Source organism: Mucilaginibacter sp. AK015, assembly GCF_014200785.1.
Lineage (GTDB): Bacteria > Bacteroidota > Bacteroidia > Sphingobacteriales > Sphingobacteriaceae > Mucilaginibacter.
In genome coordinates this window covers 1,440,207-1,456,618 of sequence record NZ_JACHCV010000001.1, presented here as the reverse complement: position 1 = coordinate 1,456,618, position 16,412 = coordinate 1,440,207, and the positions used below count along the sequence as shown (strand labels likewise).

The 16,412-nt window shown below is 42.9% G+C and carries 15 protein-coding genes and 1 tRNA gene; 9 read left to right on the top strand and 7 right to left on the bottom strand.

Annotated elements, in window-relative coordinates:
- Window positions 1–73: 73 nt before the first annotated feature.
- Together HDC91_RS06435 and HDC91_RS06430 are read left to right on the top strand one after the other, a co-directional pair.
- A complete protein-coding gene (locus tag HDC91_RS06435) occupies window positions 74–1,657 on the top strand; it encodes an AAA family ATPase (RefSeq protein ID WP_183549488.1) in 1,584 nt (527 codons plus the stop codon).
- Between the two features lie 7 nt (window positions 1,658–1,664).
- Window positions 1,665–2,186, top strand: coding sequence for a hypothetical protein (locus HDC91_RS06430; protein ID WP_183549485.1), 522 nt, complete (start codon window positions 1,665–1,667; stop codon window positions 2,184–2,186).
- A 341-nt stretch (window positions 2,187–2,527) separates the two neighbouring features.
- Here HDC91_RS06430 and HDC91_RS06425 read toward each other — a convergent pair.
- A tRNA-Gln gene (locus tag HDC91_RS06425) sits at window positions 2,528–2,598 on the bottom strand.
- 74 nt (window positions 2,599–2,672) lie between these two features.
- Window positions 2,673–2,849, bottom strand: coding sequence for a helix-turn-helix domain-containing protein (locus HDC91_RS06420; protein ID WP_183550963.1), 177 nt, complete (start codon window positions 2,847–2,849; stop codon window positions 2,673–2,675).
- Between the two features lie 145 nt (window positions 2,850–2,994).
- Here HDC91_RS06420 and HDC91_RS06415 point away from each other — a divergent pair, with 145 nt between their 5' ends.
- The 5 genes from HDC91_RS06415 (at window position 2,995) to HDC91_RS06395 (ending at window position 11,176) form a co-directional block, all read left to right on the top strand.
- A complete protein-coding gene (locus HDC91_RS06415; RefSeq protein ID WP_183549482.1) occupies window positions 2,995–4,245 on the top strand; it encodes a YdcF family protein in 1,251 nt (416 codons plus the stop codon).
- Between the two features lie 5 nt (window positions 4,246–4,250).
- A complete protein-coding gene (locus HDC91_RS06410; protein WP_183549479.1) occupies window positions 4,251–5,126 on the top strand; it encodes a hypothetical protein in 876 nt (291 codons plus the stop codon).
- Window positions 5,127–5,422: 296 nt separating this feature from the next.
- Window positions 5,423–8,698 (top strand): TonB-dependent receptor, encoded by a 3,276-nt coding sequence (locus HDC91_RS06405; protein WP_183549476.1) that lies wholly within the window; start codon window positions 5,423–5,425, stop codon window positions 8,696–8,698.
- 19 nt (window positions 8,699–8,717) lie between these two features.
- Window positions 8,718–10,256: a RagB/SusD family nutrient uptake outer membrane protein gene (locus tag HDC91_RS06400; RefSeq protein WP_162431684.1), complete on the top strand. Its 1,539-nt coding sequence runs from the start codon at window positions 8,718–8,720 to the stop codon at window positions 10,254–10,256.
- 53 nt (window positions 10,257–10,309) lie between these two features.
- Window positions 10,310–11,176 (top strand): glycerophosphodiester phosphodiesterase family protein, encoded by an 867-nt coding sequence (locus tag HDC91_RS06395; protein WP_183549473.1) that lies wholly within the window; start codon window positions 10,310–10,312, stop codon window positions 11,174–11,176.
- Between the two features lie 273 nt (window positions 11,177–11,449).
- Here HDC91_RS06395 and HDC91_RS06390 read toward each other — a convergent pair whose 3' ends face one another.
- The 5 genes from HDC91_RS06390 to HDC91_RS06375 form a co-directional block, all read right to left on the bottom strand.
- Entirely contained in the window at window positions 11,450–12,370 is a 921-nt protein-coding gene (locus HDC91_RS06390; RefSeq protein ID WP_370576791.1) for an aldehyde dehydrogenase family protein, read from the bottom strand.
- Window positions 12,351–12,866 (bottom strand): aldehyde dehydrogenase family protein, encoded by a 516-nt coding sequence (locus tag HDC91_RS19845; protein WP_221262118.1) that lies wholly within the window; start codon window positions 12,864–12,866, stop codon window positions 12,351–12,353. The genes HDC91_RS06390 and HDC91_RS19845 overlap by 20 nt, the downstream gene beginning before the upstream one ends.
- Window positions 12,867–12,901: 35 nt before the next feature.
- Window positions 12,902–13,696: an alpha/beta fold hydrolase gene (locus HDC91_RS06385; RefSeq protein ID WP_183549470.1), complete on the bottom strand. Its 795-nt coding sequence runs from the start codon at window positions 13,694–13,696 to the stop codon at window positions 12,902–12,904.
- A gap of 31 nt (window positions 13,697–13,727) precedes the next feature.
- The gene (locus HDC91_RS06380; protein ID WP_183549469.1) at window positions 13,728–14,513 is read right to left on the bottom strand and encodes a thioredoxin family protein; all 786 of its coding nucleotides are present in this window, start codon (window positions 14,511–14,513) and stop codon (window positions 13,728–13,730) included.
- Window positions 14,514–14,634: 121 nt separating this feature from the next.
- Window positions 14,635–15,375: an SDR family oxidoreductase gene (locus tag HDC91_RS06375; RefSeq protein WP_183549466.1), complete on the bottom strand. Its 741-nt coding sequence runs from the start codon at window positions 15,373–15,375 to the stop codon at window positions 14,635–14,637.
- 73 nt (window positions 15,376–15,448) lie between these two features.
- Here HDC91_RS06375 and HDC91_RS06370 point away from each other — a divergent pair, with 73 nt between their 5' ends.
- Window positions 15,449–15,826 (top strand): helix-turn-helix domain-containing protein, encoded by a 378-nt coding sequence (locus HDC91_RS06370; RefSeq protein ID WP_183549462.1) that lies wholly within the window; start codon window positions 15,449–15,451, stop codon window positions 15,824–15,826.
- Between the two features lie 125 nt (window positions 15,827–15,951).
- Entirely contained in the window at window positions 15,952–16,374 is a 423-nt protein-coding gene (locus tag HDC91_RS06365) for a DoxX family protein (protein WP_183549459.1), read from the top strand.
- Window positions 16,375–16,412: the final 38 nt, after the last annotated feature.

Here is a 16,412-nt window from a genome sequence, read left to right as displayed (position 1 = left end):
TTGATGTAACTTTTCTCAAACGGCTACGGAAAATCTATGCATTCTGATTTAATAAATTAATTAAAATTATATCATGCTTTCGAAATTGACAGTAGGACATTATAAAGCATTTGAAAATGCATCAATTAATTTACGCCCAATAACAATATTATTGGGCGCGAATAGTGTTGGAAAAAGTTCGATAATTCAACTGTTCCTAATGCTTCAGCAAACGGGAAGAGCTGGGTTTAAATCATATAAGTCAGCACTAAAACTATATGGTGGTTACGTAAATCTTGGAGATCCCCAAAATTTATTTCGGCGGAGAGATACAAGCAAAACGATTGATTTCACATTCGAAGTTCAAAGCGCAGTCATAAAAGAATTTTTAAAAAACGATTATTTCGAATCATTCAGAAGATCATATGTTGATTTACCTTTGTATATTCCTATTAAGGGCTTGGCAGAAATCAGGAAAAAACCTATCGATAACCGTGAAGATTTTTCAAAGTTTTTAGATACAATATCATCAGTACTTAATAAATCAACTATACAAGAAACATTCAGAAGGGATATACATTGGTTTTTACGCCAAAGGTATTCTCATTCATTGCCTAATTTCAGTAAGGAGGGTAAGAAGGAACTTCTGTTAATGTATGATTTTCTGAATGAACTTGCAAAAGGTATTAAATCTGACTTGTTTTTGATGGTGTATAAACTTAAAATTAATGAGGTGAATACTCTTGAAATAGCCCATTTTGAAATCAAAAACGCCGATGCAACAATACTTTCTATATCAAATTCCGATACTTTTTCTGTGGCATCTAATTTTATTAATATAAACCAGGATATTATTGAGCAAATAAAAAAGTTTTTTCAGCCAAGTAATACGATATTTACTTCATTTGAAAATGTTGTCAACGAAGACGGATACGCAGATACTTTGCCCTTGGCAAGTTGCATTCTCTATTTTTTTTCTTATTTTCAAAATGAACTTCAAAAAGAATTTGCAGAAAATAATATAAATTATGTCAGTCCTTTACGAGCGCATCCAAAACGCTATTACATGCTGGATAAAGCCAAGCTTAATTTAACACTGGACACTCTTGATGGTGATGCAATAACCGAAGTATTAAAAGACAATATACAGGTAACGAAAAATGTTAACATGTGGCTTAAAAATTTTGGCGTGCAGGTTGACGTGCAAGGCTTCAAAGAAGTTATTCACCATTTAGTTGTAAAGCAGAATAATATTGATTTAGACATTACAGATGTTGGTTTTGGTATATCTCAAATTTTACCGGTAATAATCCAGGGTTTTTTATCTGGGAAAAACTCCACTACAATTATAGAGCAGCCTGAAATACATCTACATCCCAAGATGCAAGCGGATTTAGCAGATCTTTTTATCGATATTGTTAAAGCCACTAACGGTAAAAAGCTCATTATAGAAACACATAGTGAATATTTATTAAAACGATTAAGACGGCGAATCTCTGAAGGGACAATTTCTGCCGACGACGTTTCAATATGTTTTTTTACACCTCAGTCGAAAGATAATGGCGCAGTGATTGAAAACCTTAAAATTGAAAACAAAGGATTTTTTGAATGGCCACTCGATTTTTATGGCGGTGAAATTTTGAAGGATACAACTGAATATTTAAAAAATCAAGATTAGAGTTTAAATGGGAATATTTACTATTTCACCAGATTTATTAAGAAGTATCGCGAAGGACGAAGGGATTTATTTTACGGAAATATTATTTGTGTTTGCTCAAAGGGGCAACACAAATAAAGTTTCAAAAGATAAAAAAGGGGACATAATCAGACATTATTCAAGTATAGATTCTAATTTAGAAATTATAAAAATGTGGTTAGATCTTATGTCATTTAAACCTTCGCCTTTTGAAGTAATTGATGTCGATTTAGAAAACATTAACTGTGAGGAAACGAAATTTTTAACATTATGCAAAGCATCGATTGATCCTAAAAAAATGATTGTATATTCTAAAGCTAATTTAAAAAAACATCAATGTTATAACGGGTGGGTAGGCTTTGAAAATGAAACGCTGAAAATTTTAGATCGAGATGAAGCAATTATTGAACTGGCGGTACAACAAGCAAATTCTGGAGATACCTATATAAACTCGCAAATTGCAAAAAATTCCTCTACGATAAATAAATCAAATAACAATGGAAATAAATAAAATTACTAACTCTCAAGTCGCGGATAGACAAAGTTCGATATCTGGCTCACAGAACGCAAATCAAATTTCAATGAAAAGGGTTCGTTCTGAAGCAGCTATTATCAGTTTAGTGGTCGGGATATTATCATCCGTAATTGCAACGTATATATATGAACATTTTTTAAAGTAAGATAATTACACCACCCGCTCACACTAGCTGACTTTCTACCTTAAACACATTGGGTTTTATTAATGCAATCCTATTTACAGATTTTTCTGTAAATAAATCATACCTTCCCTTACCCGCTTGTGTGCAGAACCATTCACTCAATCCCATGGCGATCACTCCTTAAAAATCCATGTTTTCCTGAATGGATTCGAACCACTACTACCCGGACCAAAACCAGGCGTGCTGCCATTGCACCACAGCAAAATACATTGTAGAACGTAAAGGACTTGAACCTTTAGCCATCACCGTATCTGTATTTAATTTTTTGGGTAGCGATGTTACCTCGCAAAAGAACGCCTGAAATCCAAAGGCGACACAGTGGTTTTGAGCTTGAAAAATTTGCTAAAAGACTGGGGATGTTCGAAACCTAATTGATAGGCAATTTCGCTTATCGAGGCCGGGCTGACTGATAACTGTTCCTTTGCTTTTTCGACCGGGTGGTTATGAATGTGCATGGCACGAGGGCGACCCGAACTGGGCGGATGCGGCACGTATGTTTAGGGAAGGTAAGTATGGTGCGTCGTAATCATAACATTTTTGTAATCCCAATATAATGTGTACTTAACAAGTGTTCGGCTAATTTGCGTCTTCAAATACCGCATGAAAAAGATCTTAGTATTTTCCATATTCTTCTTATTTTCTTTTGGTGTATCTGCACAATATTCAGGCGCATTGCCCGGGTACAAAATTGTATCGGGTAATAACTGGGTTAAAGCAAAGAACTATTACCTGCTTACCTTACTTGAGCAGGACAAACAGGTACAATCCCTTTTAAAAGCCGACGCCCAGTTAAGTAAACTTTCGCAAGAAAAGTATAATGCCTTGCAAGCCGCGATAAAAAATTGCAAGGATGGGCTTTGCTTGCCGGCAGCTTTGAAGTTTACCTCTGCGGATATTGAGCTGGTAAGTAACCGCTTAGCGGCTTTATACAAGCCCGGTAACGCGTTAGACAAGTTGGTTAAAACACAGCTCATTCCGTCTGGATGTTATATTTTGTATAAAGATGAAACGCCCGCTAACCTTTTAATAAAAGCCTGGCAACAGGATGCCGCGGCGGTAAATTTTGCCATCGGTGTTTATGGCGAAGGCCGAAAGCCCAACTATCCTGTTATTGATTCTATCAGCTTTGATGTTCACAAGAAAAACTACCTTATATTAATGTATGATTGTGCAGCCGGTGTTGCCGATGTAACCAGATCAAACAGCCTTTTCTTTGCCATACCTCTCCAATCAGCGCTTACTTTTCTTGAAATAAATGAACGCAATAATGCGGGCGACTTTGAACCGATGGCAGCAACCGAAAATAAGCTCGCCGTAACCAAAATAAAAACCATTAATTGGGCGGGGTATCCATACAGCCATATACTGGTGCCGGGAGCAGGTCCGGATAATCTGACCACACCATTAAGCGGAGAGGGAATGTTGCGCTGCCGCACCGCGGCAAGGGCATACTTTGCAGGTAAAGCGCCGTTTGTAGTGGTATCTGGCGGGGCGGTGCATCCTTACAAAACCCGGAATAACGAGGCGATTGAAATGCGAAAGTATATGATCAAGACCCTGCATGTACCCGGTTACGCGGTAATAATTGACCCGCATGCCCGCCACACTACAACTAACATCCGTAATGATGTCAGGATAGTTTTTAGGTATGGTATGCCGTTTGCCAAACCCGGACTTATCGTTACGGATAAATACCAGAATGATTTTATAGAAAATATGGAGAAGCGATGCCTTAACGAATTAAAGTATGTACCGTACAAGCTGGGCAAGCGATTATCTGAAACCGAACTTGAATTTTATCCGGTTATTACCTCGCTGCAGATAGATGCTGATGAGCCAATGGATCCATAAAAACAATGAAAACTACACTGTCTGTCATCTCGTTATTATTAGCCGCCTGGCTTACCCCATTTGTTCAAAAGAACATCGATACCACCATTGTGCGCGAAACCACTGTAGATTCGCTTGGTGCCTGCCAGGGAGCATCTTACCAGAAAGGCCGCATATTTTTATACGGCGATAGGGAGGTGGGCATGATACGCGAGTACAAGTGGCAAAAGGATAGCCTGGTTTACATCAACAAAGAATATAAACTTACCCAAAACGGACAAGACGTGATAGGCCACCCAACCGGCATTGCCTACAATGGCGGCGACAAGGTGTTCATCGGTAATTCCATCCGTCTAAATAAAGAGGGTACGCAGTGGAAGGCGGTTATATACCAAATTAACTGGCCGGGATTGCAAAATACAGGCACGCTTGATGGCAACATCATCAGTACTATTGACGATGAGGCCTGCATACAGGGCACCCGACCCGAATATGTAAAGTATAACAACAAATGGTACCTTGCCACTGCCGATTATGGCAACAAAGGAAACGAAGTGAGGTTGTACGACCCGGAAAAGCTGGCGCATTGCAAAAAAACGTCGGAACCGGGAGTGCTTTACAAAAAGTTTACCTGTACACCTTGGGTGCAAAACCTGCATTGGGTATCTGATAAGGGCATCCTTATCCTGATACAAAATCAGATTGAAGGCCGTAAATGGCGTTTAACTTATGTAGACCTGAAGAAGTCTGTAGATGCCGGCGGTATGCAGGTGATCAAGCAGGTTGATATAGACAGCCGACAGGATGAACTGGAAGGCTTTACCTTCATTAACGGGCATACGGGCATAGCCGTTACCTCCTCACGTAAAAACAACGTTAACTATACCAGCACTACCTGGTAAAATATTTTTTCCACTTAACAGAATGTTAACCTTTATACGCTGTTTTGTTAAGACATCTGTGATAGCTTTGTTGCCATTATAGTAAAGTACCCAACTGTAATTTACTTTTAATTTAATAAAGTAATTAACTTATTTAAAAATCGTTAAAATTTCCGCCTATGTAGCACCATTTCCTATCTGACAGAAAACAGGCATAAAACACAAAAACCGGAGCTGCGCTAACATCTTCCGGTTTAAGTGATCGCTTGTTTATAAACTCATACCAATAAGTCTTTCAACAATTAACTTTTAAATGTATGCAAAAAAAGATTACCGCCAATCTTTTAAAGCAAGCATGTAACAGTATTACTTTTGTTTTACTGTTAATGTTTGCTACCACGGCTTTTGCCGCCAAACCCGCTGCAAGTGCAGCAACTTTCGACAACATTACAGGTACCGTAATAGACGAGACCGACCAGCCACTGCCCGGTGTAACCGTAAGCGTAAAAAATACATCTGTTGCAGTTAGTACCGATGCCAGGGGCCACTTTTCTATTAATGCCGATAGGGGTGCTACCCTGGTGTTTAGTTTTATTGGCTACATGAGCCAGGAAATTACTTACACTGGCAGCCCGATAAATATAAAACTTAAACCGCAGGCCAACATGCTTAACGAAGTGGTGGCTATTGGCTATCAAACCATGCGTAAAAGCGATGTAACCGGCGCCATTTCAAGTGTTAAAGCAAGCGAGCTTAACCTGGCCGCGCCAACCCTTGGGCAGGCTTTAGCCGGTAAAATTGCCGGTGTGCAGGTGTCGCAAACCAGTGGCGCACCTTACCAGAGCACCAAAATACGCGTAAGGGGTGTCGGTTCGTTCAACGCCAGTTCCGATCCGCTTTATGTTATTGATGGTTACCCTGCTAATAACGACGTGTATATTAACCCTGAAGATGTAGAATCTATAGACATTTTAAAAGATGCTGCATCTGCTGCTATATATGGTTCAAGGGCATCAGGTGGTGTGGTTTTGATCACAACCAAGCGCGGTAAAGAGGGTAAAGGCAAATTTGAATACGATGTTCAGATAGGTAGCGACCAACTGGCCCATAAAGTAAAGCTGCTTAACTCTGATGACTTTGCTCAGTTAGTTATTGATGGCCGTAACAACGCCTACCATGACCTTTGGGTGAACACCGGCCACACATGGAATGATGCCATGTACGGCGACCCAAATGCAACCCGGGTTACCAACGTAGGTAACGCAGGTAGTGTGCAGATCCCCGATTACCTGTATGACTTTTCGACTCAATCGTTGAAACACCAAACGGTAAACACCGACTGGCAGGACGAGCTCTACCGCAAAACGTTGTACCAAAAGCATACCCTTTCGTTTTCGGGCGGTTCAAACGGCACGCGTTATTATTTCAGCGGCGCTTACCAGAACCAGCCGGGTATCATTGTATCATCAGGCCAGGAGCGTTATAACTTTCGTTCGAACGTAGAGTCCGACATCAGCAAAAAACTACACGTGGGCGCTAATGTCTCTTATACCCAAAACTACAACCGCGAGACGCAGGAGGGCAGGTTTGATCACGGCCCTATTTTGGGTGCATTAATTTATATGCCATTCTTCCCGGCCTATAATGCAGATGGTTCCCTGGCTACCAATACAGCGGCTGCGCAGTCATCGGCCTACGGTTTCCAAAGCATTGAAAACCCTGTTGCGCTGGCAACCCGTACAAAAATTAGCAGGAAAGGTTACCGTACCAACGTTAATGCCGTGGCCAGCTATAAAATAATTGATCCGTTAACCTTTAAAGTCAACGTTGGTACTAATACATATAATGAGAAGTATGATTACTATTTGCCAACTACTTTAAGTAGCGGTGCTAACCCTCCGGGGTCGGCACAGTCAATTGCCGCCGCAAATGCCGTAGCCCAAACCAATACCGTTAATGATCAATTAGCCGAGTTTACACTTAATTACAACAAGCAATTCGGTAAACATCGTATCGACGCGTTGGGCGGTTATACCATTCAGCGTACAACCGGCGACCTTTTGTCGGTTACGGCAAAGGGTTTCCAGAATGATAACGTTACCGAAGTAACAGGTAAGGGTGCCGATGCAGCCTTTTTTACACTAAACAACAATACAGGTAAATCAACTACTACGCTACTATCTTATTTTAGTCGGGTTGCCTATAACTACGCTGGCAAATACTACCTAACGGGTTCATTCCGTGCAGATGGTTCTTCTCGTTTTGGCCCTAAAAACAAGTACGGTTATTTTCCATCGGTAGCTGCCGGCTGGACATTATCTGAAGAGCCTTTTTACAACAGCCTGCTTGGCGAACAATCAACCGTTAAATTGCGGGCAAGCTGGGGCTTAAGTGGTAATTACAACATTCCTAATTACGGCTATCTGCAAACACTCTCTAACCCAACCGGTGTGGTATTTGGTAACGGCCAGGTTGCCTCTGCAACCTATCCTAACGGTTTAAAAGACCCTAATCTTAGCTGGGAATCTACCTCTCAGTATAACTTTGGTGCCGAGTTTGGTTTACTTAAAGACCGTTTATCGTTAATTGCCAATTACTACATAAGTAAATCTTATAATTTGCTGTACAACCAGCCTATATCGGCCATTTCGGGTGCTACAACAATCCTTACCAATCTGCGTAACTCCGAGATCCGCAACACCGGTTTTGATTTCCAACTGGATGGCCGTGCAGTTCAAAGTAAAGATTTTAATCTTAGTATAAGCGGTAACATCTCTATCAACCGCAATAAGGTTACCAAACTTAGCGGGAACAATACCATTATTATTAACGGTGCCGAGCGTTCTTACTTAACTAACATTACCGAACAGGGGCAACCTGTAGGTATGTTCTACGGCTTCAAAGTAGCGGGCATGGTAACTGAAGAGAACATTGGCAAAGTTGCACCGTCATCGGCACAATCAAACCCATTACATGTTGGCGATCTTTATTTCGAGGACACTAACCGTGATGGCATCGTGAATGATGCTGACAAAACCGTTATCGGTAACCCATACCCCGATTTCACTTATGGCTTTGCTATGAACCTTAACTATAAAAAGGTCGACTTCAGCGCATCTTTTAACGGCTCGCAAGGCAATGAAGTGTTAGACGGGCAGGATTATTACCTGTACAATATGGAAGGATCGGGCAACCAGTATGCAAACGTGGCCGACCGCTATCGTAACGCTGCAAACCCGGGAAATGGCACCGTTTATCGTGCATCACGCGCAGGTACACAAAGCAACAGTACCCGCTTATCAACTTTCTATCTGCAAGATGGTTCGTTTCTGCGGTGTAATAACATCACCCTGGGTTACACTTTGCCAAAATCGGCTGTTACAGCAATTGGCATGAGTAACCTGCGTATTTACGCCTCGGTGGTAAACGCGTTTACCATTACCAAATACAAAGGGTACAATCCCGAGGTTGACTATAACTTCAGCAGCGGTGCTTCAAACAACACCCAACCGTCTAACCTTGCCCCCGGAATCGACTATGGTGTGTATCCTTTGGTGCGCTCCTTTAACTTAGGCTTACGTGCTACATTCTAAACATTAAATGATAAAAGAGATGAAGAAGAATATTATTATAACCGTGAGTGCAGCCGCTTTGCTCGCAGTATCAATGCCCTCATGTAAAAAAGATTTTCTGGATCAGAAAAATCCTAACGCAATTGACTTAAGCGAAAGTTTTCGTACACCGTCAGACGTTTTAACAGCCGTGAATGGTATTTACCAATCGTTACGCAGCAGCAACAATATTGGCGAAAACAGCGGTTTATGGACGGATGAGCGGTCTGACGATACGGGCCGCAATGACAATCAGTCTAACGCCGGCGAGCCGTTTCAGTTCGGCAATTTTTCTATACTGCCAAGCAACACTTATTTAAAAAGCCATTGGGTATCATTGTATGGTACTATCTCTCGTGCTAATGTGGTGTTATCAAACATTGATAAAGTAACCTTTAGCGATCCTGCCCAAAAGCAGCAATATATTGCCGAAGCCGAATTTTTACGTGCGGTAATGTATTTCCAGTTGGTACGCACCTGGGGCGACGTACCCCTGGTAACTAAACAACTTACTTATGGTGAACTGACCGACGCTACTGCCCGCGAAAAACAGGCCGTTGTTTACGCGCAAATAGTAGCTGACCTTAAAGATGCGTTAAACAGTAACCTTCCCGATCTGCAAAGCGGCGCAAACCTGGGCCGTACATCAAAAGCAGCCATAAATGCTACATTGGGCCAGGTTTATTTAACCATGGCAACCACGCAAGACCAGGCCGCCCGTACAGAGAATCTCAACAACGCCAAAACTTACCTGCTTGCCGCGTACAATATGCGTAAATTTGGTAGCTTAAGCAGTATCCCGTATGCTGATGTTTTCGACGTAGCTAAGAAAGCTTCCAACCAGGAGGTCATCTGGCAGATCGTAAACAAACAGGGCGACCCTACCTACAGCTCTTCTATAGCTGCCAATAACCAGGCAAAAGGCGAAAACATCAATTCACTCGCGCCACAGTCTGGTGTGGGCGGTAACGTAACGCCCGATCTAATCAAGGAATATGAAGCAGGCGACCCGCGCATGGCGTTCTCGGTAAAATTTGCTAACGACCCTATTGTTAAGGATTACTTTATCACTAAATTCAGGGACACCAGCCCTACGGCGTCAAACCTGGGTTATGGCGGTAACGACTGGATACTGATCCGCTACGCCGATGTTATATTGATGCTGGCCGAAGTAAGCAATTACCTTGGCGATAAAGGCGGCGCAATTACCTACCTGGATATGGTACGTACAAGGGCAGGTATGCCAACCTACGCGGCATCGTTAACCAACCCGGCTTATGCCGACAAATACACCGACCTGCGTATGGCTATCCTGCACGAACGCCGTGTTGAGCTGGCGTTTGAGCACCACCGCTGGTTCGATCTGTTGCGCACTTTTAATGCCGAGGACCTTGTTATTTATTTTAGAGCTAAAAGTCAGGCGGATTTTGGTATACCTAAACTTAGTAACTTCACCACAAAAGACATATACTTCCCGATCCCGTTTGATGAGTACAAACTGAATCCGGAGAAAATGTACCAAAACCCGGGCTATAATTAATAATGATAATAATAATAAAAGGGGAGTAACATCCCCTTTTTAATTTGCTTAAGATGAGAACAAAACTGATCGTAACTGTACTGCTGTTAGCCGCCGGCATCCTAAAAGCCCAGAATAAAGTATTGGTAGCCGCGCACCGTGGAGACTGGCGGAATGCGCCGGAGAATTCGTTACGTGCTTTTGAGTATGCCGCCGCTATGGGTGTAGATATTGTCGAGCTGGACTTAAACAAAACTAAAGATGGCGTGCTTATTATTATGCACGACCAAACTATCGACCGAACCACCAATGGCAAAGGTAAACCGTCTGATTACACGCTGGAAGAGATCCGCAAGTTTGGTTTGAAGAATGGGTTAGGCCGCGTAACCCGCAACCCTATTCCAACCTTTAAAGAGGTGATGCAGGCACTTAAAGGAAAACCCGTTATGGTAAACCTGGACAAGAGCTACCCATATTACCGCGAAGCCTATCAGGCGCTTAATGAAACCGGCACATTGAAACAAGCCATATTTAAGGCGGACGTAACTTACCCGGCACTGGAAAAACGCTATGGAAGCCTGATAGACAGCATAACCTACATGCCTGTTGTTAATTTGGATAAGCCGGACGCGCGGTTGATAATTAACGAGTACCTGCAACACATGAAGCCCTGGGCTTTTGAGCTGAACTTTAAAACGGATACCTCATCTATTCTTACCGATAATAAATTTATTACCCGGACTGGTGCTAAAGTTTGGTTCAACTCACTTTGGGCATCCCTCAACGCTGGGCACGACGACGACCTTGCTGTAGAAGAAGGCAACAAAAAAGATAGCTGGGACTGGCTGCTGGCTCATGGTGCGATGGTTTTACAAACAGACAGGCCAAGAGAACTGCTGGCGTATTTAAGATTCAGATACCTTCGCAGCCAAAAGGACTAAAAAAAGAGAAGTAGCTATGTCTCAATAGTTTTTTTTATTCAGAAAAGTATTAAATTCATATCTTACTGATCACGAAATGTACACACAGGCTATATCATCTTTTACCTTGTCCGTTTTTACGGTGAAGCGTACACCAAATGACTGTGATGTTCTCATCTTTTAACAGTTTTAAATGAGTAAAACGATTAATAAATCCCCCGAACCTTCGATTTCGGGGTTTTTTAAGATGAAAAAAGGTGCGGATTTCTGATCTTTCACGGTATTTTTGAGTCCTTATTTGATTATGGTTTTTGGTTCCAGATATTCTTCCAGACCTGTTATTCCGTTTTCCCGGCCGATCCCTGAACTTTTGAAACCTCCGAAAGGTGCCATGGGATCATGTTTTAAGGTATTGATCAATACCCGGCCTGCTTTAAGTTGATCAGCAACGTTTTGAGCGCGCTCTTCTTCGCCCGAGCTTACGTAGGCCATTAAACCGTACTCAGAATCGTTAGCTATTTTAATTGCTTCATCTTCGGTGCGATAGGAAAGAACAGACAACACCGGACCAAAGATCTCTTCTCTGGCGATCCTCATGTCATTCCGCACCCCAATAAAAATGGTTGGCTTTACGTAAAAGCCTTTTTCCAACCCTTCCGGCTTTCCTACGCCGCCGACAAGCAGTTCGGCACCTTCGTTAATTCCGCTTTGAATATACTGCTGGATACGTTCATACTGTTTGTGGCTGGCCAGCGGGCCGATCTTAACATCGGCGACAGACGGATCGCCCACTACGAATTGAGCGGCTTCCCGGGTCAATAGCCGTTTCACCTCGTCGATTTTAGCTTCGGGTACTAATAATCGGGTACCCGCGATACATGCCTGCCCATTGTTCATAAAAGCTGCTTGCAGTGCCATGGGTATAGCTTGGTTTAAATCAGCGTCATCGAGTATTATGTTGGCTGATTTCCCGCCTAATTCCAGCGTTACCCGCTTCATTGTATCGACCGCTTGTCTGGCCAGTAGTTTGCCTATTACGGTGGAACCGGTAAATGATATTTTGGTTACCTGATCATTTTTCATGATTGGCTTGGTGATCACTGCACCGTCTCCGTTAACCATGTTGACCACACCCGCAGGCAGGCCGGCTGCGGCAATACACTCCATGATAATTTGTGCCTGCCATGCGCCGAATTCACTTGGCTTGAGTATCACGGTACAGCCCGCGGCTATGGCAGCAGCAACTTTGATAGCTATTGATCCGGGCTACCGCGTTCCAGGGGGTAAATAAAGCGGCAATGCCGATAGGTTCCATTACTACGGTAGATTCATTCACCTGCTTTGTAAAAGCATAATCTTCCAATAATTTTGCCTGATTGGCAAAAGTGGTAGCGGCAATCAGGTTGGCCCATTGCGCCCGCTCATTGGGAGCGCCGTATTCCAAAATTGTGGCGTTGATCAAATCATCTATGCGTGATTCAATTTCGACACTTATTCTGTTTAAATAAGCAATCCGTTCGGCTTTTGTACTGGCGGCAAATGCCGGCAAAGCAGCTTCAGCCGCTTCAATAGCCAATAAGGTATCTTGCTCATCCGCATAGGTTATCTGTGCTATTTCTTCTCCATCTAAAGGAGACATTATTTTTACCACTTGTGTGCCATGTGGTTTTCTGAACTGTCCGTTCACAAAAACGCTTTCTATTGTTTTCATATCAAAATATTTCAAAGGATTAATGATGATGTCTTTTATTGCAATTCATTTGCGGCTTTAATAATTACTTCTGCTACGGCCTCGGCCTGAGAAATGAATATTACATGGCTGCCATTAATTACTGTGATCTTAGCTTTTGCGCGTTCGTACATCGCACGTTCGGTCGAAGGGTTCAAAGCTTTATCGAGCGTTGCGATGATACCATAGCTTGGCTTGCTTTTCCATGCTATATTATGCGCGGGTTCTTCAAAGCAAGTGCCCATAATTGGCACTTGCGACGCATTCATAAAGTCGCTTTGTGCCGTGCTTAAATCACCGGCAAAGCCGCCATGAAATTTAGCCGGATCGAAGTAAACATAACCAAACTGGTCCGGCGCAGTGAAGCCAGCTTCGGGCGAAGCAGGTGCCGCAGCAACCCATTTTCCTGTAGTTTCGCCTTTATCCGGCATAAAAGCTGCAACGTACACCAATGCGGCCACTTTTTCATTAACACCAGCCTCGGTGATAACAGTCCCTCCCCACGAGTGGCCTACTAAAATCACCTTTCCGTCCTGCCGGTTAATCACACTGTTGGTGGCATCAACATCCGCTTTCAGCGATGTTAAAGGATTTTGTACGATACTGACGTGATATCCTTTTTTTACCAGTATATCGTAAACCGGCTTCCAACCAGAGCCGTCGGCAAAAGCGCCGTGAACTAATACAATGTTTTTTACTCCCTTGGGTTGAGCATGAGCTACATCCGTTCCTAAGTTAATAAGTGCTGCTATAAACAGGATAGTAAAAATTAAAAAGTGAAGGTTATCTGAAGATTTGAATGATGTTTTCATGATTCTATATGGATTAATGTTTAATGAAAGCTTAAAGATTTGATGAAACAGTGGTCTTTCCGGCGGCTGATATTTCGCCGGTCCCGGTGTTTTGTACAAAGCCGATCATCTCCCAATTTTCTGAATCAAATCCCGCCGGTAACGCTATCGTTTGGCTGCCTTGGCCATCCGTTGCCAGGGGGAACGTACTGAACTGCCGCACGATCTGCGCATGCTGGAGGATTCGGCCTTCGTTCTCACCGGCTTTTACCTGGCTTACGCCGTGCTTTTGTACTAAAGCGATTACCAGTTGACCTTGTAAAGGCTGACCTGTTAATTTATAGTGCACTGTAATGCTGTTCGTCTTTTGCAGACCCTGTAAGGCTAATGTAGCTGTCGCTTTTTCATTCAGGGCAGATGTCAAATTTTTTCTGATCGCTCCCTCATCTGAGCCCACAAACTCCGTTTTACCATTAACGATAAGTTGTGGCGTATATACTTCGCTCGTAAACTTGCTATTATACCAGTACTGCCTTTTAGAAAATTCAGGGCTGCTAAATACATCTTTCCAACCCAGGCGGTTCCAATAATCTACATGGTAAGCTAATATATAAACAGGTTTGTCTCCCGCTTCTTTTTGAATGCGTTCCAGTAGCGCTTCGGCAGGCGGGCAGCTCGAGCAGCCCTCAGAAGTGAATAACTCTAATACGGCGAAACCGTTACCTGAATCGAAATTCATAGGTTTGCGTTTATTTAAATGCTGACGGTCGACATACGCAGCCGATGTTGATAAGAGTACAACGGCAGCGCAAATGGCGGATAATTTTAACATTTTCATAGTTCTGATCTTTTGATTTGATTCAAAACTATTGGTAGAACTGCACAGCCTGGAATAAAAAAGGGCTGAAGCGGACACAACTGCCCGTCAACCCTGAAGTTTTAACGATGAAACTGCGGTATTATAAACTCATGCCGCCGTCCATAATGATCTCTGCTCCGGTAATAAAGCTGGCAGCATCTCCGCAGAAATAGGCTACCATCTTAGCCACATCGTCAGCTGTACCGATCTTCTTTAATGGGATCTGCCCGATCATCCAGTCGTCCAATCCTTTCCGTGCGGTCTGATCCAGCCCAAGCTTGTTTAGTATCTCCGTTTGCGTTGGGCCCGGACTGACTGCATTTACCCGGATCTTGCGCGGAGCGAGTTCCAAAGCAGCGATGCGCATAACGGCATTTAGTGCAGCTTTAGTTGACGAGTATATCGACGAATTCGTACCGTTCATACTGGCGGTGTTAGAGGACAGAAAAACAACTGAGGCGCCGTCAGGTAAAAGGGGAAGGAAACGACTTAATGTAAAATAAGCGCCCTTATAGTTGATATTCACGACCTGATCGAACGTTTCTTCAGTGGCCTTTTCTATGGAAGCTCCGCCCACGATGCCTGCATTGATAAACAGGATATCCACTTGACCGAATTTTTCTTTCACGGTTTCTGCCAATTGCTCGATGTCTGATACGCTGCCCTGGTCGGCCAGCAGTCCGGTTATACCTAATTCGTCGGCTGCCGCGTCTATCGCTTCTTTTCTTCTGCCGGTAATAATCACTTCAGCACCTTGCGCTTTTAATTCTTTGGCAGTCGCATAGCCTATTCCGCTGTTGCCACCGGTTACTAATGCTATTTTTCCTTTTAAATTTTCCATTTGAATAAATTTTAGGCAAACCTATGCCATTATTGGTATAACTTTGTTACCAGTATCATGGAGTATACCAATAATGAATCAAAAAGAGCGAAATAAACTGGCTGAAGAAGTGCTTTCCAATCCGCGAAATCAGCGGGAAGAAGTACAAGCCCTGCAGGACACCATTTATGTTATAGGCGGCAAGTGGAAATTGCCTATTATCAACTCTATCTGCAATGGCAACCGGCGGTTCCGGGAAATAGAACGTAGTATTCCCGGTATTACGGCCCGCATGCTTTCGCGTGAGCTGAAAGATATGGAAGCGAACAAGTTGTTAAAACGGACCGTCATCCCTACAAGCCCTGTAACGGTAGAGTACTCGCCAACAGATTACTGTTATTCTTTCGGTGATATCATCCTGCACATGATCAAGTGGGGAAAAGAGCATCGCGAAAAGCTTAAAAAAAGCTGAACTGGAATTATCCAGCACGGTTAATGTCTAACTCGTGCCCAGATCTGTCCGCCTGAGCCATTATCTGCTCATTCCGGGGTTTGTTTTAGCACAACTTTGTGTCAACAATCAAAACAAACAACGTCATGAACTTAAAAACATCAAAAACAATTTACTGGTCAGGTGCCATCTTTATCTCACTTTGGTTTGGCGCAAGCGGTTTCTTCGAACTTACTAAAAACCCTGTGGTTTGGGACATTACCGTAAAACTGGGTTACCCACCGCACTTTATTTACATTCTCGGCGTAGCTAAACTTTTAGGCGTAGCCGTATTGTTAACTCCCAATCGCTTTCTTCGACTAAAAGAATGGGTATTTGCGGGCATCTTTTTCGATATCACTTTTGCTTTCTTCTCTAAACTAGCCGTGCTTGGTTTTGCCCCGACTGTTGATGCCATTATTGCTTTCATCGCAATTTCAATTACCTACATCATGTTCAGAAAACTGTACCCGGCCACTTACACCAAAGCCGGTGCAGAACAAGTAGTCAATAACTTCGAAAGAGTATAATCCACAAATCGTCAATCGCAACACTATAAATATCAATT